The organism is Providencia sp. PROV252 (assembly GCF_033676005.1).
Taxonomy (GTDB): Bacteria; Pseudomonadota; Gammaproteobacteria; order Enterobacterales; family Enterobacteriaceae; genus Providencia; species Providencia vermicola.
This window is the reverse complement of sequence record NZ_CP096294.1, coordinates 4,193,200-4,215,380: the sequence shown is the minus strand read 5'-3', so window position 1 is coordinate 4,215,380 and position 22,181 is coordinate 4,193,200. Positions and strand designations below refer to the sequence as shown.

Here is a 22,181-nt window from a genome sequence, read left to right as displayed (position 1 = left end):
AAAAGCCTCTATTTTTTGGTCGGTATGAAGCACAGATCAGTGCCTTCTTGATAGACAACATAAGCACGTCGCCATGGGTCGTCACCGATCAATCGCCACTTATGGCCTGTTCCAGTATTATCCTGTGCGAGTAAAATATCACCTGGATTAATGATAAATTTTGAACCATCTTTGGTTTCAAATTCTAAGGTGCCAGTGAGGGTGATCACATAACGAGGGACAGGATCTTTATGCCAATCCCAAGATCCACCTGAGACAGTTTCACGGAAAGTCAGTTCGCTGACTGAAATGGCTGGGGTTTGACTATCTCCACGGGCAACACTATCCAGTTCCAGTGTGCCTTCTTCAAACAGGGAATTTCCATCTTCACCTGTCCACATACGAACACAACGTATCATCTTATTTAGCTCCTTAATGAAAATGGTATGACTTGAAATTAATTTAGATTCATTAGTGATAAAATTAGGGTTCGTAAAATGACAATATTAAAACGGCGAAAATATATAATGTTTTTAATTTAAGGTTTTTTAAGTGGCAGGTCAAAGTTAAAGTGTCTTTATTTATAGTAAAGATGGTATGTTTGTATTTAATTGAATTATAAGGTTTATTTTTATCTTGTTTTGATTGTCGTTTATTGATTGGCGTGAGCCAAATACCTCTTTTAATGAAGGAAATAAATAATTAGGTTGTTAAAATAGAGAATATAAAATAAAACTCACCGTAATGTAGTTCAATTACAGTGAGTCGATAAAATAATTAGCTTTTAAGAATTGAATTTAAGGCGAGGTGCTGTATTAACATAATTGTCTTACCATCGACGATTTCTCCTGTTTTGATAGCTTCGAGTGCTTTAGGGAATGGCCACTCTAATACTTCAATATCTTCGCCTTCTTCTACCAGCCCTCCGCCTGCATTGCTACGGTTATTATCGTTATACTCGGCGATATAAAAATGCAGTTTTTCTGTGACAGAGCCTGGACTCATAAAGGCTTCAAAGACTTTTTCCAGTTTATCAACTTTAAAGCCCGTTTCTTCTTCTGCTTCGGCAATAATACGTGCATCTGGAGAGGCATTTTCAAGTAAGCCTGCGGCAGCTTCGATTAAAAATTTCGGGTAGCCACTGACATACATCGGCATACGGAATTGGCGGATGAGAATAATGCTGTTTTTAATTTTGTTGTATAACAAAATAACGGCGCCGTTTCCTCTGTCATACACTTCGCGTTCTTGTTGTTGCCAACTTCCATCGCGTCTTTGTAATTCATAGGTGTATTTTTTTAAAATATACCAATTATCTGAAAGGAGTCTTTCTTGAATATTACGCAGTTTCGGTTGTTTAACAGTCATTGTATAGCCTTAGCGACAATTGTATTTAAGGCTAATTTAGCACTGTTAAAAATAGCAAGAAATAAGATTTTGAGGAAAGCCAGCTTTTTGCTAAGGGCTGAAAGCTGGCGATATAACTGGTGAGCTCAATTATTTGATTAACTGGATTTGTTTAACTTCAACTTCCCTTGAGTTCCAATCCTTATCGATTTTACCGCGAATTTCGATTTTATCTTTTGGCGTGACATTAATGCCATTCCAGCGTTTTTCGCTGATCTCAAGGTTAATGGTGCCTGTACCGTCAGTGAATTCATAATGTTTATGATCAAGCTGTTTAACAATATTACCGCGTAGGATAACCCAGCTATCATCTGACATATCAAGTGCTTTTGCGACAGTCATTTCCCCGCTATTTGGGCCAATAAAGCCACCTGCTTGGGTATTCTGTGTGGCTGTATTGGCAACAGCACCTGGGCCATCAAAACCGCCATTAGCAGCAAAAACAGGTGCAGAAGCAAGAGCGGCAACTAAAGCAATTAAAGGTAATTTTTTCATCGTCGTTATCTCCAAATAAAGCATTAACTGGTTCGTATGGAGGGTATTAAAGCAGGTAAATCTTAACAGGATCTTAAGAAATTCTCATAATGTATTATATTTTTAATTTGCTTAATAATAGCTAGTCATCTTATTGCGTATGGGATAAATATAATAATATTCCGATATGGGGGAATTATGCGTATTTTATTAATTGAAGATGACAGACTCATTGGTGACGGGCTAAAAGTCGGTTTAACGCAGCTTGGGTTTACGGTTGACTGGTTTATGGACGGTAAACAGGGGCAACTTGCGTTATTTGATGCGCCTTATGATGCAGTCGTTCTGGATTTATCCCTACCAAATATTGATGGTATGGATATTTTAAAGTACTGGCGTACAGAAGGGCGGGATGAACCCGTGTTAATTCTGACCGCGCGAGATGCCCTTGACCAACGAATTCAAGGCTTGCAACAAGGTGCAGATGATTACCTATGCAAACCTTTCGCATTGATGGAGGTGATGGCGCGTTTGCAAGCATTGATCCGCCGTAGAAGTGGACAACTCACTCCCAAACTTAGCCATGGTGTGGTTGAAATGGACCCTGTTGCGATGACAGTGACGGTGAATGGCGAATCCGTTCAACTCAAAGGCAAGGAACTGGCGTTATTGTCCCTCTTTTTACACAATCCAAACAAAGTGTTGTCCCGTGCGTTGATTGAAGAAAAGCTTTATAACTGGGATGAGGAAGTATCGAGTAATTCCGTCGAGGTACATATTCATCATTTAAGGCGCAAATTGGGGAATAAGTTTATTCGAACAATTCACGGTGTCGGTTATCGATTAGGTGATAATGAACAATGAAAACGTTTAGTTTGCGGCTAAAACTCACCTTAACATTATTATTTCTTGCGTTGCTGACGTGGGGAGTTGCCAGCTCGTTAGCATGGTACCAAACCTATAAAACAATCAATGAGTTATTTGATACACAGCAGATGGCTTTTGCCAAGCGGTTATCGGTATTGCCTTCAGATCTTGAGTTAACGAAACCCTCACTAACCAAAACAAAAAAATTATTACGGAAGAACCGCGGGTCTCAAGACGATGATGCGCTGGCGTTTGCTGTGTTTACTCCTGAAGGGGAACAGGTGCTCAATGATGGCGATAATGGTCGTGATATTAGTTTTGAGTTCACACGAGAAGGTTTTTCAGATGGCATGATGAAGGGGAGTGATGACCCTTGGCGATTTGTCTGGTTAAAATCTCAGGATGGACAATATGTGATTGCAGTAGGGCAAGAGTGGGAATATCGCCAAGAGATGGCGACAGATATTATGGTTGCCCAATTTATGCCATGGTTAGTGGCATTACCTGCGATGTTATTGATATTTTTATGGTTATTAACTCGTGCCTTGCGCCCGCTTAAAGATGTTGCCAACCAGTTGTATCGTCGAAAGCCCAATGAGCTAACACCAATACAAGTGACACGGATCCCCAGTGAGGCGAGGCCTATTATCGACTCAGTGAATGGGTTGTTTGGTCGCATTAACCAAATGTTTATGCGCGAACGGCAATTTACGTCTGATGCAGCCCATGAGCTACGTAGCCCTCTTGCTGCGTTAAAAGTACAGGCAGAAGTTGTTCAAATTGCAGGAGATAACCGTGAAATACGTCGTCATGCTGTTGAAAATTTAACGGAAGGTATTGATAGAGCCACTCGGCTTGTCGACCAATTGCTGACCTTATCACGATTAGAATCTTCTGCGCAGCTAGAAGATTCCAATGAACTTACGTGGGAGGCATTAATTAACGCGGTAGTGAAAGAGATTGAGCCAGATGCGATGCGCCACGAAACTCACATTATTCAAACAGTTGTTTCAACGCCAAAGCCTTTTCAAGGGCAAGCACTGCTCCTGAGCGTGTTATTACGCAATTTACTTCATAATGCCATTCGTTATGGTAAAGAAAAAGGCGAAGTTAAACTTTCATTATATGCGGATCGCCTTGAAATCCAAGATGATGGCGAGGGTGTAACCCCAGATGTGTTACAGCGTTTAGGGGAGCGTTTTTATCGCCCGCCAGGGCAAGAAAAAACAGGAAGCGGGCTGGGATTGTCTATTGTTAAGCGCATTGCTGAGCTGCATAATCTGCACGTTATTTTTACCCATAGTGAACTGGGTGGTTTCTGTGTCAAAATTCGTTGGGCACACTAAAATACCCTTAGTTAGAGTGATTGATTATTAGCAAAATGAAAATAATTATGCATATTTACTATAAGGGCATTTTAGAATAACTCACTATTTTTGAAAAATACCATGATAAGTTAATCCCTTCATTTATCTGGCTAAGTGAAGGGATTAATTGCGCGACTATTTTAAAGCGGAAATGAGTAAGCCAATGACTTTCTCAATTTCTTGCGAATTTAACTCACCATCTTTGAAAAATAGCACTTTTCCTTGGTTATCCAATAGGATAATCGCAGAACTTTCAGGTTTTAATCCCCATGCTGTTTTGACTACACCATCGCTATCGACAATAAATTGAGAATAGGGAAACTCTTTTTTGCTGTCTTCGACACTGTTTTTAACGAAAACGCCCGTTCCAAAAATTGCATCATCCGTATTAATAATCGTCGTGGTTTGATAGGTATCGTGCGGAAATCTAGCATTTTTAATGGCTTCGATGAGAGGTGCGTTGAGTTCTTTTGCGGATGAACGCCCAGCAATATGCTGAATAGTGCGCACTTTACCCACTAATTGCTGGCTTTTCCATGGCTGGTAATCGAGTTTGTTTTCTTTATTAAGAATTAGTTCGCCTTTATCTGTGACTGAAACTGCAGGAACAGATTGATTTATTTGAATATTAGCAGCTGCCGCTAGCGTGGATAAGCTGAGTAAGCAAATGGAAATGAAGACGTTTTTAAACATAAAAGCCCCTTGAATTGTAATGTGGTTTGAGCCCGAAGATTATTTTTCTTCGTGTATTTATAGCATAGCTCATCGGATGAGTTTCAATGTGAAATTTAACAATTTTTTAAAATTCAGAATAAATACACCGTTTAAAGGGGATTTAACAGTTATTTGACAGTGTCATGTTATGTCAGCAAATTGAATAAAACTGCAATTTTAGAACCAAAGTCGAAATTTCTGGTCTATGATTATTGTACGGTATGCATTATGAGATGCCGTACGTAAGAACAAAGGGGAGGAAAAGTTCTAATGAAAATTTTTAACCGTTATAACCCATCTAAAATTGCTCTTTATGTTAAAACACTTTTCAGTGGTCGGCTCTATATAAAGGATTTTGGGGCATTCGAGTTTAATTATGGGAAGATTTTACCGCCAAAAGTCAGTGATAAACGCCATTACAGTGTGATGAGTGAGGTTAACAAACACGTTTTATTACTACAGGCTGAATTAGGATAGGTTAATCAATATTGTTTATTGATTAACAAAGCGCCACAGAAGGTGGCGCATTGAAAGAAACGGCTTCGCGAGTAAGCACTAGTGGCCAGTATTTTTTGTTTGCTGTTTTGCGTCAGCCGTTTCAATGGCACTTTTTCCTGGCTGTACAACGACGGGGGAAGGGGTAGAAGTAATCCGTGTGACAAGCAACTGGTCAATTTTGTAGTTGTCGATATCCACCACTTCAAACTTATAGCCTGCGTATTTCACGTAATCCGTACGTTTTGGCATTCTTCTCAAACGGTACATCATAAAACCAGCGATAGTTTCATAATTACTAAAGTCTGGAAAATCATCAATATCTAAAATACGTTGTACATCTTCGATAGGGGTTCCCCCATCGACTAGCCACGAGTTTTCATCACGAACGACGATTTGTTCTTCCTGTCCTGATCCGACTAAATCCCCCATTAGGGTAATCATAACGTCATTGATGGTAATGACCCCCATCACTAAGGCATATTCGTTGAGAATAACAGCAAAATCGACACCGTTATTTTTAAAGGCTTCTAGTGTATCTGATAGCGAGAGTGTATCTGGCACCATCAGAGTGCTACGGATATGTACGCCATCATTTAAGTTTAAACTTTGCCCATTCAGTACACGATTAAGTAACTCTTTGGAATCGACATAACCAATAACATGGTCAATATCCCCTTCACAAACGAGGAACTTTGAATGTGGCTGAGTGGAAATTTTATGTTTAATACTGTCTTCAGTTTCGTTTTTATCGAAGTAAATAATGCTTTCACGCGGTGTCATTGCCGATGGTACGGTGCGCGATTCTAATTCGAACACATTTTCAATTAATTCATGCTCTTGTTTACGCAAAACACCTGCAACGGCACCCGCTTCTACCACCGCAAAAATATCATCAGAAGTAATATCTTCATTACGTGCGATAGGTAGTTTGAATAGTTTAAAAAATAGGTTAGCTAGGCCATTAAAGAACCAAACAAGGGGGCTTAATACCACTAAACAAAAGCGCATTGGATTAACAATGCGGATTGCGATGGCTTCTGGTTTCACCATACCAACGCGTTTTGGGGTTAAATCAGCCACTAAGATAAATAGGCTGGTCACGATAGTAAATGAGAGGACAAAGGCAATTTTTTGTGCCCACTCAGGGGATAAAAACTGAATGAAAACATCATATAAAGCAGGGGAAAATGCAGACTCGCCAACAATACCAGCAAGGATGGCAACCGCATTTAAGCCAATTTGCACCACGGTAAAAAACATACCAGGCATTTCTTGTAATTTCAGAACACGAGCCGCATTAATGTTACCTTCATCGGCCATTAACTTGAGTTTTATACGGCGGGAAGCAGCCAGTGAAATTTCTGACAAAGAGAAAAATGCGCTAATAGCACATAATAAAAGGACGATCAGTAAACTGTTGAGCATAAGTTATCCAGCCTTTCAAAGGGTGAATTTATAAAATTCAGAAATCTTTAAAGGCATAGTCTCGAATATTAAAATATATTGAGTAAGCAAATATACGGTGCGCGACATGCGCAAATTGTTGATATGTGTCGTTAGTATAGATGGCTGGCGAGATATTCGTCAATATTCTTCATTCTTCGCGCTGTAGGGGGAGTTGGCTTCTCTCAGCTACTCGGGTCAATATTCTTCATTCTTCGCGCTGTAGGGGTGTTGGCTTCTCTCGGCTACTCGGGTCACATACTTATGTATGCTCCCCAAGCTATCCTCGTTTGCCGCCTACCTACAGTACGAATAATTTTGAATATATATTTATTGTGGGAACCTAAATTAAAGAATAAAAAAATTAAATAAAAGAAGGATCAGTTATGTGCTAAATAGTTAAAGACGGTGGCATGCAAACACCGATACCGCCTAAGCCACAATAACCATTTGGATTTTTATACAGATACTGCTGGTGGTAATCCTCAGCGAAATAAAAGGTTTCCAATGGCGTGATTTCTGTAGTGATTGGGCGAATATCGTTTTGTGCCTTCATGGCTTCTTGGTAGGCCTGCAACGTTTTCATCGCTTGCTGGTCTTGTTCTTCTGTTAATGTATAAATGCCTGAACGGTACTGGCTACCGATATCGCCCCCTTGGCGCATGCCTTGGGCGGGGTCGTGGTTTTCCCAAAATAGCGTTAATAGTTGAGCGTAACTGATAACTTGTGGATCAAAAACAACGCGTACAGCTTCTGCGTGGCCTGTTCGGCCTGAACAAACTTCTTCATAGGTTGGGTTAGGTGTCACCCCCCCGCAATAGCCTGCAGAGGTCGTGTAAACCCCCGGTTGCTGCCAAAATAATCGTTCTACTCCCCAAAAACAACCCATTGCAAAATAAGCTATTTCCATATTCTTAGGAATAATCTCAATCGAATGATGGCTAACAGCGTGATATGGTGAATAAGAAAGTGCGCTGGTTCTGCCATGCAGAGGCTGTGAAATATTTGCAGAGTGAAATTTATTAAAAGGCATAATGATTCCTATTGGTCTTGACCACACAAATAAGCTAAAAATTAGGATAAAAACTTGTGTCTCGCGCTAATTTTACTCAAAATAAATTGATATGAAGCCTTTAGTCAATCTTTTTACCACCTTAGGAGCAGGCGTGTCGAAATACCCTCTAATCTGTTTTCTCTGCTTAACTGCGGCTGTGCCAGTGGTATATGCAGCTAATCTTCGCCTTAATATAGAAGGACTTGAAGGACAACTTAATCAAAACGTTCGAGTACAGCTTTCTAATATATCCCAAGACGAAGTGGTGCCCAATGGCCGTTTTCGAGCGCGTGTCGAGAAAGCAATTCAGGAAGGTTTAAAGCCGCTGGGTTATTACGAACCGACTGTTGAATTTAGTTATGAAGAAAAAACACCGCCCGCACGCTCGATATTAACCGCAAAGGTGAATCCAGGTGAGCCTATCTTACTGAAAGGCGTGAAGGTCGAACTTCAAGGTGGGGCAAAAACAGATCCAGATTTTAAAGAGATGGTGTGGAAATTCACACCAAGGCTCGATATCGTGCAAAACGATGGTCACTATGAAGATTTTAAAGGCCGCTTTAGTAGTTTAGCGATTCGTAAAGGCTATTTCGACGCAGTGATGGAAAAGAGCCAGCTAGGGATTTCCCTCGATCACCATGCCGCATATTGGGATTTTGATTTTAATAGTGGCGAACGTTATCGGTTTGGCTCTATTTCTTATCAAGGTTCGCAAATTCGCTCAGATTACCTCAATAACCTCGCACCCTTTAAAGAAGGGGAATATTACACGTCAGAGCAACTTGCTGAGTTTAACCGTCGCTTAGCGGAAACAGGTTGGTTTTCTTCGGCGATTGTGACGCCAAATATTGCTAAAGCACGCGATGATGGTTCAGATGTATTGCCAATGGAAGGGGTTATGGTGCCTCGAGCGAGGAACTTTATCGAGCTTGGTGGCGGCTATGCAACGGACGTTGGGCCTCGCGTGAAAGCGACATGGAATAAACCGTGGGTTAATTCACGAGGCCAAAGTTTAACGTCAAGTATCAGCTTGTCCCAGCCTGAGCAATTGATTGATGCTAGCTATAAAATTCCCTTAAAAGCCAATCCACTTGAGCAATATTATGCAGTGCAAGGTGGCTTTAAACGTACGGATTTGAATGATACCCAAGCGAATACGACGACGCTGAATGTATCTCGTAACTGGGAGTATTCATCGGGTTGGCAGTATGGCGTGAATATGCGCTGGATGCTGAGTAACTTTACTCAAGCTAACGTCACTAATACCACCATGCTGTTATATCCAGGCGCTTATGTTAGTCGCATTCGTCAGCGGGGTGGTGTTATGCCGACGTGGGGCGATAGCCAGCGTTATTCCATTGATTACTCAAATAAAATTTGGGGTTCTGATATCGACTTTGCAGTTTTACAAGCCAAAAATGTGTGGATCAGAACGCCGTGGGAGGGCCACCGTTTCGTTGTGCGTGGTAATGTAGGTTGGATTGAAACCAATGACTTTGACAAAGTGCCACCTGACTTACGTTTCTTCGCAGGGGGGGATGGTAGTGTTCGTGGTTATGGTTACCAAAAAATCTCACCAGAGGATAGTCGCGGTAAGCTCACAGGGGCATCAAAGCTAGTCGTTGGGTCAATTGAATACCAATATAATTTTACGGGAAACTGGTGGGGGGCGACCTTCGTGGATAGCGGCGAAGCCGTCAATGACATTAAAACCAGTGACTTCAAAACGGGGGCTGGTGTTGGTGTGCGTTGGGTTTCTCCTGTTGGGCCGATTAAATTTGACCTCGCAACACCGATTGGCGACTCCAATAATGACAAAATACAGTTTTACATCGGCTTGGGGACAGAATTATGAGGTGGTTGAAGTGGTTAAAATGGGTCAGTCTTGCCATTTTATTCATTCTGGTTCTGGTGATTGGTGCGCTTAGCTGGGTAATTGGCACAAAATCAGGTTTTCACTTTGCCTTAAATTCGGTAACACGCTTTGTCCCTGAATTAACTATTGATGGCATTGATGGTGATATTCGTGACCTCACCTTAACGGGTGTGAAATACCAAATGCCAGGTATAGATGTGAATGCAGGGAAACTGCATTTGGCCGTGAAACTAGGGTGTTTGACTAGTCGTGAACTGTGTATTAACACATTAGGTACGGAAAATGTCACGGTTAACGTTGATACCTCACAGCTTCCGCCATCGGAAGAGACTCCGCCTTCTGAGCCGTTGACAGAGCTAAAAGCGCCTTTAACTATCCGTTTAAGTCAGCTGTCATTTGTGGAAACGCATGTCATTGTGGATGGCATGGCTATCGATTTAGCAAAATTTACCACTGGGGCAACATGGGAAGGGAAGGCGATTACCCTCGCTCCAACGGATATTATTAATCTGGCAATTAATATTCCTGAAAGCTCGGATGTGAAGCCTGAAGAAGAAAAACAGCCAGACTTGACACCAATCAATGAGCAAAAATCCCTTGCGGATGAGCTTAAGGCGTTATTTTCGAAGCCATTACTAGCCGAATTACCAGAAGTTATTCTCCCTGTTGATTTAAATGTGGAAGGGATTAATGCCTCGAATTTCCAATTAACGGGCAGTACTGACGTTAAAATCAACCAATTGCACCTCAGTTTATCCAATCAAGGGCAGCAAGTATTGGTTAAACAGCTCAAAGTGGATGCGCCGCAAGGCAATGTGTCGTTATCGGGTACTGCAACGCTGCAAGATAAATGGCCAGTTTCATTGTCGGTTATTGGGGAAAGTCGTTTAGATGATTTGGATGGGCAGAAAGTCGATTTATCCCTTAAAGGTGGGTTGATTGATGAATTGAAATTGGCACTTAATTTACAAGGGCCAATTAATGCTACGCTTGATGCAGAAACTGACTTATCCCAAGCAGATTTGCCAATTTTACTCACCCTTGAAAGCGATAAACTTGCGTGGCCGTTAGTTGGGGATGCGCAATATCAATTAGATGGCACGCGCCTGCGTTTAAACGGTCGTCCATCAGCTTATGATTTGTCGTTGCGTTCTGCAATCACGGGGCAAGATTTACCCCCATCGACCTTGATGCTAGATGCAAAAGGTAACGAAGCGCAAATCAATTTAACGCGTTTACGCCTTGCCGCGTTGCAAGGAAATGCGGATATCACGGGTGTTGCTGATTGGAGCAAAGCCATTAGCTGGAATGCAATACTGACTTTGTCTGGGATCAATACAGCAAAACAGTATCCAGAATGGCCTGCAAAAGTGGACGGTAAGATTGCTACCCGTGGTAGTTTATACGGCGGTAGTTGGCAGTTAGATATCCCTGAAATTATGCTCGATGGTAATGTTAAAAATAACTTACTCAAAGCCCGTGGGCAGGCGAAAGGTAATGCCGCAGGCCAATGGGATATCCCTCATTTTAATTTAGCTTTAGGCAAGAATAATGTAGACGTTAAGGGCTCTCTTGCCGAGAAATGGAACCTTGATGCCAAAATTAGTGCGCCCGCACTAAACGGGTTATTGCCAGGGCTTGGTGGCGTGATTGCAGGGGATGTGAAATTACGCGGTAATTTACAAACGCCGGAAGCGTTGGTTGACCTGACTGCACGAGGCGTGAAATGGCAAAATGATCTCGCTATCGAAAATGTTGCTATCAAAGGTAATGTTGCGACTGGTGAGCAAATCAAAGGGGATTTATCTGTTGTTTTACGTCAGTTAAGACAAGGGGATTTAGTCGTTAGCAACCTGACGTTAGATGCCAAAGGTAGCGAAAAACAGCATACCCTGAAATTAAATATGAAAGGTGAACCTGTTTCTGGCCAGTTAGCATTAGCGGGTGGGTTTGATCGCCAAACTGAGGTGTGGAAAGGCACGTTATCAAATACGTTATTTGATACGGTGGTTGGCGAATGGCGCTTAAACCAAGCTATGTCACTCAATTATGCAAACCAAACGCAAGAAGTGACGATTGGCAGCCATTGCTGGGTAAATCCAAACGCGCGTTTGTGTGTGCCAAAACCTATTAAAGCAGGAAAAAGCGGCAGTGCGGACATTGTGTTAGAGCGTTTCGACTTAGCAATGATAAAACCGTTTATGCCAAAAGATACCCGTGTTAGTGGTGTGTTCAGTGGTAAAGCGAACGCGAGCTGGAAAGCGGATGGTAGCATGCCGCAAGTGCAGGTCGATCTACGTGGCAATGATGTGAAAGCGACCCAGTTTGTTGAAGGGACGCGTTTACCCATCGCATTCGATACGTTAACTCTCAGCGCCGCCTTGAAAAATGGTAAAGCAGACCTTAATTGGTTATTTGGCCTCGCCAATAACGGGCAGATGCGTGGAAACTTGCAAGTTTCAGATATTGAAAAACGCCGTTTGTTATCGGGAAATGTTGAAATCAACTCGATTACCTTGGATTTAATCAAACCGTTACTTGGTCAAAAAGAAGTGGCGAATGGCCGTTTAAATGCAAACCTTCGTTTAGGTGGTTCAGCGAATAACCCGCTGTTAAATGGGAACTTATCACTTTCTAGCTTAGAAATTAAATCTGCTATGATCCCGTTTGATATTAAAAGCGGTCATTTAGGCATTAATTTCAATGGCACGAGTTCGGTAATGAATGGGCAGATCAATACCCCTGAAGGGTATCTGAACATTGATGGTGATGCGGATTGGCGAAATATCAATGCGTGGCGTGCGAAAGTCATGGCGCGCGGGAACAACCTGCGTGTGTCCATGCCACCGATGATTAAAATTGATGTGCAACCTGATATTGTGTTTAATGCTTCGCCATCGCTCTTAACGTTAAGTGGTTCTGTGACTATTCCATGGGCAAGAATTACGGTTCAAGAGCTGCCTGAGTCAGCAGTTAGTGCGTCTTCTGATGTGGTGATGTTGGATAACAACTTGCAGCCGATAGAAGAAAAAGCGCCTTCTATTCCGATTCAAACCAATTTAGATATTAAAATTGGTAATGATGTACAGCTAGATGCATTTGGTCTAAAAGCGCGGTTAACGGGCTTACTGAAGGTATTGCAGAATAAGCAAGGGCTCAGCTTGAATGGGCAGATTGACATTCCTGCGGGGCGTTTCCGTGCTTATGGTCAGGACTTAATTGTCCGTAAAGGGCAAATTCAGTTCTCAGGACCTGCGGATCAACCGTTCTTAAATTTAGAGGCGATTCGTAATCCAGAGAACACGGCAGATGATGTTATTGCAGGTGTTAAGGTCACAGGGCTTGCAGACAAACCGAAAGTCGAGATATTCTCTGAGCCAGCCAAGACACAACAAGAAGCGCTTTCCTATCTGTTAAGAGGGGAAGGCTTAGAAAGTGGTGACGCAAATGGCTCCCAAATGACATCGATGATTATCGGCTTAGGTGTGGCTCAAAGTGGGCAACTGGTAGGTAAGATAGGTGAAACATTCGGGGTTTCTGATCTGGCACTCGATACTCAAGGTGTGGGCGATGGTTCCCAAGTTGTGGTGAGCGGTAAGATAACCAATGATTTACAAGTGAAGTATGGAGTTGGTATCTTTGACTCATTGGCAACCTTGACCTTACGCTATCGGTTAATGCCAAAATTGTATTTAGAAGCTGTGTCTGGTGTGAACCAGGCCTTGGATCTCCTTTACCAATTTGAGTTTTAGATTATGCGTGTAATTGTTTATGGCAGCTTAAGACAAAAGCAAGGAAATCATCACTGGATGACTTATGCTCAATTGTTAGGCGAGCACAAGCTAGAAGGCTATGAACTGTATGATCTTGGATTTTATCCCGCTGTGGTGAAAGGCGATGGAGCCATTGAGTGCGAAGTGTACCGCATCAACCCATCGATTTTGACCGAGCTAGATGAGCTAAAGAAAAACTCCCAGGATTATGTAAGAGAGTTGATCCCAACGCCATATGGCAACGCTTGGATTTATCTGTATAAGCATTCGGTTGATGGCCTGCGCCAAATTAAAAGCGGCGACTGGCTCAAACGTGATGAAGAAAAATAACCACACACTATTTTGTTGAGTGGGCAATGTGCAGTACGCCGGCAATATTGCCGGCGTTTTTACATTTAAAGGCATAAAAAAAGCTCTGGGGTTAACCAGAGCCTTCAATAATATTTCCTGAAGGGGAAAATTATTTTTTCGCAGCGCGCTCGAAAGAGGCGATAATTTCCGCTTTAGCAGCTTCTGCGTTATCCCAACCATCAACTTTAACCCACTTACCTTTTTCTAAATCTTTGTAATGTTCAAAGAAGTGAGTGATTTGTGCTTTCAGTAACTCAGGGATATCGTTCACATCTTTAATGTGGTCGTATTCTTTGCTCAGTTTAGTGTGTGGAACAGCCACTAATTTCGCATCTTCACCTGATTCATCGGTCATTTTCAGGACGCCAACTGGGCGACAACGAATAACAGAACCAGGTTGTAATGGGTATGGTGTTGGGACTAACACGTCAACTGGGTCGCCATCTAAAGACAGTGTGTTGTTGATGTAACCGTAGTTGCATGGATAGAACATTGCTGTTGACATGAAACGGTCTACAAACAGCGCGCCAGATTCTTTATCAACTTCGTATTTGATAGGATCTGCGTTAGCTGGAATTTCGATGATAACGTAGATATCTTCTGGCAGATCTTTACCTGCCGGTACATTGTTCAGGCCCATTTAAATGTATCCTTTGTGTGAATAATGAATTTACCCGTTTACTATTAACGTACTGATTAAATAGTGTTAGTTATCGACTTTCAAGCCGCTCACATTTTCGGGTAGATAGCGTGGGGGACATTATAGCCGCAAAAAGGGGAAAAACTCACTAGTTGGCGAAAAAAAGGGACAAAAAAGGCGGGAAATCCCGCCTGAGCATTAGTGAATTAGATTATTCAGCGTCTGGGAATTCACGCATGAATGATTCAGCTTTTTCCACCATAGATTCGGTTCCGACGAAGAACGGAGCACGTTGGTGTAATTCACTTGGAATAATATCTAAAATACGGTTCGCACCATCGCTTGCTTTACCGCCAGCTTGTTCAGCTAAGAATGCAATTGGATTGCACTCATACAGTAGGCGCAGTTTTCCATTTGGGTGACTTGCTGTGCTTGGGTAGATATAGATACCCCCTTTGAGCAAATTACGGTGGAAGTCTGCCACTAAAGAGCCAATATAGCGCGTGGTATAAGGGCGGTTAGTTGCTTTATCTTCTTCTTGGCAGTATTTAATGTACTTTTTAACACCCATAGGGAACTTGATATAGTTACCTTCGTTAATGGAGTACATTTTGCCTTCCGATGGGAACATGACTTTCTCATGAGATAAGCAGAATACGCCTAATGATGGGTCGTAAGTAAACGCATGCACACCAACCCCTGTGGTATAAACCAACATGGTTGATGAACCGTAAACAACGTAACCTGCAGCAACTTGGCGGTTACCTGGTTGCAGGAAGTCTGCTTCAGTCACAGGTTGGCCAATTGGTGTAATACGGTGGTAAATTGAGAAAATTGTCCCGACGGAAACGTTTACATCGATATTCGAAGAACCATCTAGTGGGTCCATTAATACGACATATTTTGCGTTTTCTGCACGGTCTCCTTCGAAAATGACAATTTCGTCTTCTTCTTCAGAGGCGATACCAGCGACTTCTCCGCGTGCTTTTAGGGCCGCTTTCAGTTTTTCGTTTGCATACAGGTCAAGCTTCATCTGGACTTCACCTTGAATATTCGAAACACCATTAGTGCCAAGAATATCGACGAGTCCAGCTTTGTTAATATCACGGTGGATAATTTTAGCGCCCAGTTTAATTGCTGACAGCAGTGACGTCAGCTCACCTGTTGCATGAGGAAAATCTTGTTGCTTTTCGACGATGAATTCGCCTAATGTTTTCATGACGAAGGTCCTGAATAAAATTGACAAAGGTTTTGCGGGACGATTATACCCCGCGCGGGGGAGAGTTTAACTAAATAAAAAAAAGATTAATAGGTTAATGCATTTATAAACCTGCTATTGATGGGTAGAATAGTGACAAACCTCATGCTAATTGGATGAAAAAGAATGCACATACATATTTTAGGTATATGCGGTACCTTTATGGGAAGTTTAGCAATATTGGCGCGATCTTTAGGCCATAAAGTGACGGGATCAGATGCAAATGTTTATCCACCAATGAGCACATTGCTTGAAAATCAAGGCATTGAGCTTATTCAAGGTTATGATCCTGCTCAGCTTGAACCGATCCCAGATATGGTGGTGATTGGCAATGCCATGACGCGTGGTAACCCGTGTGTTGAAGCTGTATTAGAACGAGGTTTACCTTATACTTCAGGCCCTCAATGGTTACATGACCACGTATTACCTGAGCGTTGGGTACTTGCTGTGGCGGGAACACATGGTAAAACCACGACAGCAGGAATGTTAGCGTGGATCTTAGAAGACTGCGGTTATAAGCCAGGCTTCTTAATTGGTGGTGTGCCAGGCAATTTTGATGTGTCCGCTAAACTTGGCGAAAGCCCATTTTTTGTGATTGAAGCCGATGAGTATGATTGTGCATTCTTCGATAAACGCTCAAAATTTGTGCATTACAGTCCAAAAACCTTGGTTTTGAATAACCTTGAGTTCGACCATGCGGATATTTTCGAAAATCTCGAAGCAATTCAAAAACAATTTCATCACCTTGTTCGTATCGTCCCTGCCAGTGGAAAAATCTTTACCCCAGACAATGACAATCATTTAAAACAAGTGATTGGCATGGGGTGTTGGAGTGAGCAAGAGCTGGTGGGCGGTGAACATGGCGAATGGCAAGGGGTGAAGCTAAACCACGATGGTAGCCACTTTGAAGTGTATTTTCAGCAAGAAAAAGTGGGCGAAGTCTCTTGGTCACAAGTGGGTAACCACAATATCCAAAATGGTTTGATGGCGATTGCAGCTGCTCACCATGTTGGTGTACCTGCTAAAGAGGCTTGTATTGCATTGGGTAAATTTATCAATGCACGTCGTCGCCTTGAATTGCGTGGTGTGGAAAATGGTGTCAGCGTTTATGATGATTTTGCGCATCACCCAACCGCAATTTTGGCAACACTCGAAGCGTTGCGTAGCAAAGTGGGTGGGACTTCACGAATTATTGCTGTGTTAGAGCCCCGTTCAAATACCATGAAAATGGGGGTGAATAAAAATGACATTGCGCCTGCTTTAGGCCGTGCAGATGAAGTCTTTTTATTCCAACCAACCAATATTCCGTGGATGGTCACTGACATCGCTGAAAAGTGCGTTCAGCCCGCTCGCTGGAGCGCGGATATTGACACACTGACGAACATGGTGATTGAAGCTGCACAGCCTGGTGACCATATACTTGTCATGAGCAATGGTGGCTTTGAGGGCATCCATGGGAAATTGCTAGCGGGTTTGAAAGCGAAAGCGGAAACTGAAGTAGATGAGTAATTAAGCCTACTGATAATAGTCTAGATAGACCCCAGTGTTCATTAAGATTGCTGGGGTTTTTTAATGTCTGATGTATCGAATGGGCATTGGTCTATCACCCAGCTTAATGTTACTGGGTTATTCATTTCTTTTTTTAGGCTGCCCATATAGCAATCGAGTGAATCGGTAAAAAGATGGAATAAGCACCCGACAGCCACAGCTTTAAGCTTCCAAGATGGCATAAACAGTAAAATGACATAGGCAATCGCGGCCCAAAGGGAATGAAGGGGATGGAAGCCAATGCCACAGCGATCAGGGTCAAAAATAGGGTCTGCTAATAAGTGGTCTAAATCGATAGCCATTGTTGCAATCATAATCAATGCGGCTAACTTCCAATTTTTTCGCCAAAATAGATAGGCGAACAAAATTGGCATCAAAAAATGAAAGCCGTAATGCACAATATTGCGAAAAACTTCGAATAGCACGGTAAAGCCCCTAATCTTTGGCTTAAATAAAAAAGGGAAAGTCGATACTTTCCCCCTTAGTTTGGCATCAAACGATTGATGTCAATTAGAGCTCTTGCTCGAATAACGCTAAAATCGCTTCGTATAGCTCTTTCGTCGTGAAGTTATTCGCTGGTGTAGAGAAAATCGTATCATCCCCTGCAATACTCCCTAAAATACCTTCGGCTTTACCTAATGAGTCTAGTAAGCGAGCAATTAATTGAGCTGCGCCTGGGCTAGTTCTAATTACCACAGCTGATGGGTTGTAATCGATATCCAAAACGAGGTTTTTCAATGGACTGGTGGCGGTTGGCACACCAGGCTCACTTGGCAAGCAATACACCATTTCCATTTTCGCATTACGAGTGCGAACAGCGCCAAACTTGGTGAGCATTCTGGAAATTTTAGATTGATTAATGTTTTCGTAGCCTTCTTCCTGCAAAGCCGTGACAATTTCAGCCTGAGAGCTAAATTTTTCTTCTTTGAGTAGGGCTTTAAAAGCCTTAACTAAGTCTTCTTGTTTAGACGGAGTACGCATAATTAACCCATTCATCGGCATTAAACTAAGTTGTATTATCCGTAAAAGTGCATTTTTATGCAACAAAATTGCGTTATGATGATTTAATAATCAATGATAATGGAATCTTTTAGGTTTTATGTTGTTTTATTTACAGCGCTAAAAGTCAATTTATCTTAAATTGTTAGTGTGGAAAATTAGCATAATATATCAATGAATTTAGCTTATTAAAGTTGTAAGTTTATTGTTAATAAAAGGGTTTGTGCTTGAATAATGAACAGTAAAAACAACTTATTGTGCGAAAAGCAATAGTGAGAAAAACTATTTGTTAAAAAAGTGTCCGTTATCTCATTAACAGATAAGGAATTTGTTTAGAATAGGGGGAATTAGTCAACAAATTCTCTAGCGTTAAACTCTCTCTCTATCTGTTAAGAAATTGTTTTTTATACGTAATGCGTTTAGTGCATAACCAAATAAAGTCATATTTTTTTAAAGTACAAATTAAGGAGTTTCAGAATGAAAGTTGCAGTCCTAGGTGCAGCAGGTGGTATCGGTCAGGCTCTCGCCCTTCTTCTCAAAAATCAGCTTCCAGCTGGTTCAGAACTCTCCCTCTACGACATCGCACCCGTTACTCCAGGTGTTGCTGCTGACTTAAGCCACATCCCAACAGACGTTAAAGTGGCTGGTTTTGCTGGTGAAGATGCGAAACCTGCACTGAAAGGTGCGGATATTGTTCTTATCTCTGCGGGTGTTGCACGTAAACCTGGCATGGACCGTTCAGACCTGTTTAACATTAACGCAGGCATCGTTCGTAACCTTGTTCAACAAATCGCAGAAACTTGCCCGAAAGCATTAATTGGTATTATCACTAACCCAGTGAACACAACTGTTGCAATCGCTGCCGAAGTTCTGAAAAAAGCAGGTGTATACGACAAAAACCGTTTATTCGGTGTGACAACATTAGATATCATCCGTTCTAATACTTTTGTTGCGGAATTAAAAGGCAAAAACGTCAACGATATCGAAGTTCCAGTTATCGGTGGTCACTCTGGCGTGACGATCCTGCCTCTGTTATCACAAATTGAAGGTGTAAGCTTCTCTGATGACGAAATCGCAGCATTAACTAAACGTATCCAAAATGCAGGTACTGAAGTGGTTGAAGCAAAAGCCGGTGGCGGATCAGCGACACTGTCTATGGGACAAGCAGCAGCACGTTTAGGTTTATCTTTAATTCGTGGTCTGCAAGGTGAAAGCAACGTGGTTGAGTGTGTTTACACTGAAGGTGAAGGCCAACATGCACGTTTCTTCGCACAACCTGTTGTTTTAGGTAAAAACGGTATCGAAAAACACCTGCCAATTGGCAAATTAAGCGCATTTGAAGAAAAAGCGCTGAAAGACATGTTAGATGTCCTGAAAGCGGATATCGAATTAGGTGAAAAATTCATTAATGGCTAATGCTAATTAATTTTTTCTAATCGAAAAGGTTGAGTTTCTTTTTATAGAACTCAACCTTTTTAATTTCTATGAGACGACTACGAGGCATGCTGTCGCATCCAATGATCCCAGTGTGGATCTGACGGTATTTTTTCCACTAAAAAATCAATAAATGTTCTGATTTTCGGTGAGTGTGTATGAGCTGGGTGATATAACGCATACAGTGCAAATGGTGTCGATTTGGGGTCATAATCCAGCAAGACAGGGATCAGCTCGCCATTTTCAATATAATTGCCTAACATATATGTGGGTAAGCAAACAATGCCCTGGTGGCAACGTGCAGCTTCTAATAAACCTAAGCTACTATTCACCTCAATCATATTATTAATTTCCAAAGGATAAGCGCTACCATCTTTATCCGTCATTCGCCATGTGTCAGGAATATTCGGGTTAATTAAGCAATTATGTAATGCAATATCGGCGGGGGACTGAGGAATACCATAACGCTCAAAATACGTCCGACTACCACAATATACCCAGTTAATGTTGCAAATTTTTCGTAGCGCAAAATTCTCAGGCGGGTGACTAGTAATACGTAATGCAATATCAAAATCCACTTCATTTAAATTAATTAGCTCATCATTAAGGTCAACGGATAAACTGACTTTGGGATTCGTTTCGCGGTATTCACTGTAGATTTGCATTAAATGGCAGACACCAAATGCAATGGAACAGGTGATCTTTAATTGCCCTTGAGCATGTTGGTAGAAACTTGCGGTATTGATCAGAGAGTCATCAAGATCAGCCAATAAGTTTTGCGATCTCTGCAATAAATAGCGCCCGGCATCGGTCAAAATAAAATTTCGGGTTGTTCGTTTTAGCAAGACTACACCCAATTGATCTTCTAGCTGCTGTAGCCCTCGGCTGACGGATGACGGCGTTACATTCAGCTTCTTCGCCGCTAGGCTAAAGCTATTACATTCGACGATTTTGATAAATAACTCTAAATGTCGAAAAATCGCGTAGCTGTCAATTTTTGCTTTGAACGCAAAAGTGTTTTTATTTATTAGCATTGTCCCGCCCTATCAAACCCATTTATTCCAGCATACTATAATTGTGAATTTATCGCAGTTTGCTCGAGCCACACCAGTATTAAAAAACGGCGATAATGAAAAATTAACGCCTACAAATAATGTTGTTCCTAACTTTTTTAATAATTAAATCTATAACGTTGAGGAATAGACTATGTCTAATAGTATTCAGGCAAGTGCAGGTAATCCTATTGATACCAAAAAGATCCCTTTTACAAAATATGATGTAGGTTGGGTGATTTTATGTATCGGGATGGCGATTGGCTCAGGAATTGTATTTATGCCTGTGCAAATTGGTATTAAAGGCATCTGGGTGTTTATTGCCGCAACCATGCTTTCTTATCCAGCCATTTATTGGTTACAAAATTTATATCTTAGAACGCTATCTGAATCTGAAGAATGCAATGATTATGCGAGTGTTATTACGCAATACTTGGGTAAAAATTGGGGGATAGCATTAGGGATAGCTTACTTTTTAATGCTATTGCACGGTATGTTTTCTTATTCATTAGCCGTGACCTTCGACAGCGCCTCGTATATTAAAACCTTTGGATTAACCGAAGGGTTATTATCTGACTCTATTTGGTATGGGTTGATTATTATTTCCGTATTGGTCGCGATAGCGGCGCAAGGAGAGAGGCTACTGTTTAAAGTGTCAGGCCCAATGGTTATTGTGAAATTTGGGATTATTGTTCTGCTTGGTGTTGTCATGGTGCCATATTGGAATTTTGCGAATATCACTGCCTTTCCTGATTTTCTCCCATTTATGCGAGATGTTTTCTTAACATTACCATTTACGTTGTTTTCTATTTTATTTGTGCAAATTTTGAGCCCAATGAATATTGCTTATCGTAAGTTAGAAAGCGATAAACGCATTGCGACTTACCGTGCAATACGGGCTAACCGCGTTGCCTATATTATTTTAGCCGTCGCCGTATTATTCTTTGCATTTTCGTTTACCTTTTCAATTAGCCATGAACAAGCGGTATCCGCTTTCGAGCAAAATATTTCTGCATTAGCGATTGCTGCGCAGGTGATACCAGGTGCTGTGGTGAAAGTGATGACGGCATTATTGAATATTTTTGCAATCTTAACGGCATTCTTAGGGATTTACTTGGGCTTCCAAGAAGCGATAAAAGGCATTGTGGTGAATATTCTCACTCGATTCATGCCTGAAGAGCGCATTAACCAAACGGTACTGCACTATGGCGTATGCTTAGGCGTGATTATCGCACTGTGGTTCTGGGTTTCAACACGATTCTCAATCCTGTTTTTTATGCAGTTAGGTGGTCCATTGTTTGGTATCGTTTCTTGTTTGATCCCATGTTATCTGGTTTACAAAGTCCCAGCACTGCACAAATTTAAAGGCCCAACAGTGTGGTTTATCATTTTCTTTGGTGTGCTGTTGTGTCTGTCACCATTCTTTAAGTTTTTCGAATAAATAATG

20 protein-coding genes are annotated in these 22,181 nt (G+C 41.7%); 9 read left to right on the top strand and 11 right to left on the bottom strand.

Annotated features, from left to right (window positions below; translation table 11 throughout):
• Positions 1-8 precede the first annotated feature (8 nt).
• The 3 genes from M1F05_RS19450 to M1F05_RS19440 all read right to left on the bottom strand — a co-directional run bounded on the left by M1F05_RS19450 (position 9) and on the right by M1F05_RS19440 (position 1,881).
• Positions 9-398: a hypothetical protein gene (locus tag M1F05_RS19450; RefSeq protein ID WP_206083183.1), complete on the bottom strand. Its 390-nt coding sequence runs from the start codon at positions 396-398 to the stop codon at positions 9-11.
• A gap of 358 nt (positions 399-756) precedes the next feature.
• On the bottom strand, positions 757-1,347 hold the full coding sequence (locus M1F05_RS19445) for a GDP-mannose pyrophosphatase (protein ID WP_206083185.1): 591 nt from the start codon (positions 1,345-1,347) through the stop codon (positions 757-759).
• Between the two features lie 129 nt (positions 1,348-1,476).
• Positions 1,477-1,881: a YgiW/YdeI family stress tolerance OB fold protein gene (locus M1F05_RS19440; RefSeq protein WP_206083187.1), complete on the bottom strand. Its 405-nt coding sequence runs from the start codon at positions 1,879-1,881 to the stop codon at positions 1,477-1,479.
• A 177-nt stretch (positions 1,882-2,058) separates the two neighbouring features.
• Between M1F05_RS19440 and qseB the strand changes: the two genes are divergently transcribed.
• Both qseB and qseC read left to right on the top strand, forming a co-directional pair.
• A complete protein-coding gene (gene qseB, locus M1F05_RS19435; protein ID WP_206083189.1) occupies positions 2,059-2,724 on the top strand; it encodes a quorum sensing response regulator transcription factor QseB in 666 nt (221 codons plus the stop codon).
• Complete coding sequence (gene qseC, locus M1F05_RS19430; protein WP_206083191.1) at positions 2,721-4,073, top strand: quorum sensing histidine kinase QseC; 1,353 nt, start codon at positions 2,721-2,723, stop codon at positions 4,071-4,073. The genes qseB and qseC overlap by 4 nt, the downstream gene beginning before the upstream one ends.
• 156 nt (positions 4,074-4,229) lie before the next feature.
• Here qseC and M1F05_RS19425 read toward each other — a convergent pair whose 3' ends face one another.
• Positions 4,230-4,787, bottom strand: a complete 558-nt coding sequence (locus M1F05_RS19425; RefSeq protein ID WP_206083193.1) for a YtfJ family protein — start codon at positions 4,785-4,787, stop codon at positions 4,230-4,232.
• Positions 4,788-5,078: 291 nt separating this feature from the next.
• Here M1F05_RS19425 and M1F05_RS19420 point away from each other — a divergent pair, with 291 nt between their 5' ends.
• On the top strand, positions 5,079-5,285 hold the full coding sequence (locus M1F05_RS19420; protein ID WP_047756348.1) for a DUF1107 domain-containing protein: 207 nt from the start codon (positions 5,079-5,081) through the stop codon (positions 5,283-5,285).
• Positions 5,286-5,363: 78 nt separating this feature from the next.
• Here the strand turns inward: M1F05_RS19420 and M1F05_RS19415 are convergent, their stop codons facing one another.
• Positions 5,364-6,731, bottom strand: a complete 1,368-nt coding sequence (locus M1F05_RS19415) for a hemolysin family protein (protein ID WP_206083195.1) — start codon at positions 6,729-6,731, stop codon at positions 5,364-5,366.
• 409 nt (positions 6,732-7,140) lie between these two features.
• Complete coding sequence (gene msrA, locus M1F05_RS19410; RefSeq protein ID WP_206083197.1) at positions 7,141-7,782, bottom strand: peptide-methionine (S)-S-oxide reductase MsrA; 642 nt, start codon at positions 7,780-7,782, stop codon at positions 7,141-7,143.
• A 133-nt stretch (positions 7,783-7,915) separates the two neighbouring features.
• Here msrA and tamA point away from each other — a divergent pair, with 133 nt between their 5' ends.
• From tamA to M1F05_RS19395, 3 genes are read left to right on the top strand one after another with little or no spacing between them, the layout of a single operon-like run.
• Positions 7,916-9,658: an autotransporter assembly complex protein TamA gene (tamA, locus tag M1F05_RS19405; RefSeq protein ID WP_206083198.1), complete on the top strand. Its 1,743-nt coding sequence runs from the start codon at positions 7,916-7,918 to the stop codon at positions 9,656-9,658.
• Positions 9,655-13,431, top strand: coding sequence for an autotransporter assembly complex protein TamB (gene tamB / locus M1F05_RS19400; RefSeq protein ID WP_206083199.1), 3,777 nt, complete (start codon positions 9,655-9,657; stop codon positions 13,429-13,431). Before tamA ends, tamB begins: the two co-directional genes overlap by 4 nt.
• A 3-nt stretch (positions 13,432-13,434) precedes the next feature.
• Positions 13,435-13,782 (top strand): gamma-glutamylcyclotransferase, encoded by a 348-nt coding sequence (locus tag M1F05_RS19395; RefSeq protein WP_206083200.1) that lies wholly within the window; start codon positions 13,435-13,437, stop codon positions 13,780-13,782.
• Positions 13,783-13,912: 130 nt separating this feature from the next.
• Here M1F05_RS19395 and ppa read toward each other — a convergent pair whose 3' ends face one another.
• Positions 13,913-14,443 carry an inorganic diphosphatase gene (gene ppa / locus M1F05_RS19390; protein ID WP_206083201.1) on the bottom strand — a complete coding sequence of 177 codons (531 nt, stop codon included), beginning with the start codon at positions 14,441-14,443 and terminating at the stop codon, positions 13,913-13,915.
• Between the two features lie 211 nt (positions 14,444-14,654).
• On the bottom strand, positions 14,655-15,662 hold the full coding sequence (fbp, locus tag M1F05_RS19385) for a class 1 fructose-bisphosphatase (protein WP_047756321.1): 1,008 nt from the start codon (positions 15,660-15,662) through the stop codon (positions 14,655-14,657).
• A 165-nt stretch (positions 15,663-15,827) separates the two neighbouring features.
• Here fbp and mpl point away from each other — a divergent pair, with 165 nt between their 5' ends.
• Entirely contained in the window at positions 15,828-17,210 is a 1,383-nt protein-coding gene (gene mpl / locus M1F05_RS19380; protein WP_206083202.1) for a UDP-N-acetylmuramate:L-alanyl-gamma-D-glutamyl-meso-diaminopimelate ligase, read from the top strand.
• Positions 17,211-17,251: 41 nt separating this feature from the next.
• Here the strand turns inward: mpl and M1F05_RS19375 are convergent, their stop codons facing one another.
• Together M1F05_RS19375 and argR are read right to left on the bottom strand one after the other, a co-directional pair.
• The gene (locus M1F05_RS19375) at positions 17,252-17,674 is read right to left on the bottom strand and encodes a DUF6122 family protein (protein ID WP_206083203.1); all 423 of its coding nucleotides are present in this window, start codon (positions 17,672-17,674) and stop codon (positions 17,252-17,254) included.
• Between the two features lie 85 nt (positions 17,675-17,759).
• Entirely contained in the window at positions 17,760-18,230 is a 471-nt protein-coding gene (gene argR / locus M1F05_RS19370) for a transcriptional regulator ArgR (protein ID WP_206083205.1), read from the bottom strand.
• 495 nt (positions 18,231-18,725) lie between these two features.
• On the opposite strand from argR, the gene mdh reads away from it, so the two are divergent.
• Entirely contained in the window at positions 18,726-19,664 is a 939-nt protein-coding gene (gene mdh / locus M1F05_RS19365; RefSeq protein WP_047756324.1) for a malate dehydrogenase, read from the top strand.
• Positions 19,665-19,741: 77 nt separating this feature from the next.
• Here mdh and M1F05_RS19360 read toward each other — a convergent pair whose 3' ends face one another.
• Positions 19,742-20,716 carry a LysR family transcriptional regulator gene (locus tag M1F05_RS19360; RefSeq protein WP_206083207.1) on the bottom strand — a complete coding sequence of 325 codons (975 nt, stop codon included), beginning with the start codon at positions 20,714-20,716 and terminating at the stop codon, positions 19,742-19,744.
• A gap of 172 nt (positions 20,717-20,888) precedes the next feature.
• Between M1F05_RS19360 and M1F05_RS19355 the strand changes: the two genes are divergently transcribed.
• Positions 20,889-22,175, top strand: coding sequence for an amino acid permease (locus tag M1F05_RS19355; RefSeq protein WP_206083209.1), 1,287 nt, complete (start codon positions 20,889-20,891; stop codon positions 22,173-22,175).
• The last annotated feature ends 6 nt before the right edge of the window (positions 22,176-22,181 follow it).

Bases quoted from the DNA above. Each gene is read 5' to 3' on its own strand.
- M1F05_RS19450 (WP_206083183.1), bottom strand. From the start codon at position 398: ATGATACGTTGTGTTCGTATGTGGACAGGTGAAGATGGAAATTCCCTG.
- M1F05_RS19445 (WP_206083185.1), bottom strand. From the start codon at position 1,347: ATGACTGTTAAACAACCGAAACTGCGTAATATTCAAGAAAGACTCCTT.
- M1F05_RS19440 (WP_206083187.1), bottom strand. From the start codon at position 1,881: ATGAAAAAATTACCTTTAATTGCTTTAGTTGCCGCTCTTGCTTCTGCA.
- qseB (WP_206083189.1), top strand. From the start codon at position 2,059: ATGCGTATTTTATTAATTGAAGATGACAGACTCATTGGTGACGGGCTA.
- qseC (WP_206083191.1), top strand. From the start codon at position 2,721: ATGAAAACGTTTAGTTTGCGGCTAAAACTCACCTTAACATTATTATTT.
- M1F05_RS19425 (WP_206083193.1), bottom strand. From the start codon at position 4,787: ATGTTTAAAAACGTCTTCATTTCCATTTGCTTACTCAGCTTATCCACG.
- M1F05_RS19420 (WP_047756348.1), top strand. From the start codon at position 5,079: ATGAAAATTTTTAACCGTTATAACCCATCTAAAATTGCTCTTTATGTT.
- M1F05_RS19415 (WP_206083195.1), bottom strand. From the start codon at position 6,731: ATGCTCAACAGTTTACTGATCGTCCTTTTATTATGTGCTATTAGCGCA.
- msrA (WP_206083197.1), bottom strand. From the start codon at position 7,782: ATGCCTTTTAATAAATTTCACTCTGCAAATATTTCACAGCCTCTGCAT.
- tamB (WP_206083199.1), top strand. From the start codon at position 9,655: ATGAGGTGGTTGAAGTGGTTAAAATGGGTCAGTCTTGCCATTTTATTC.
- M1F05_RS19395 (WP_206083200.1), top strand. From the start codon at position 13,435: ATGCGTGTAATTGTTTATGGCAGCTTAAGACAAAAGCAAGGAAATCAT.
- ppa (WP_206083201.1), bottom strand. From the start codon at position 14,443: ATGGGCCTGAACAATGTACCGGCAGGTAAAGATCTGCCAGAAGATATC.
- fbp (WP_047756321.1), bottom strand. From the start codon at position 15,662: ATGAAAACATTAGGCGAATTCATCGTCGAAAAGCAACAAGATTTTCCT.
- mpl (WP_206083202.1), top strand. From the start codon at position 15,828: ATGCACATACATATTTTAGGTATATGCGGTACCTTTATGGGAAGTTTA.
- argR (WP_206083205.1), bottom strand. From the start codon at position 18,230: ATGCGTACTCCGTCTAAACAAGAAGACTTAGTTAAGGCTTTTAAAGCC.
- mdh (WP_047756324.1), top strand. From the start codon at position 18,726: ATGAAAGTTGCAGTCCTAGGTGCAGCAGGTGGTATCGGTCAGGCTCTC.
- M1F05_RS19360 (WP_206083207.1), bottom strand. From the start codon at position 20,716: ATGCTAATAAATAAAAACACTTTTGCGTTCAAAGCAAAAATTGACAGC.
- M1F05_RS19355 (WP_206083209.1), top strand. From the start codon at position 20,889: ATGTCTAATAGTATTCAGGCAAGTGCAGGTAATCCTATTGATACCAAA.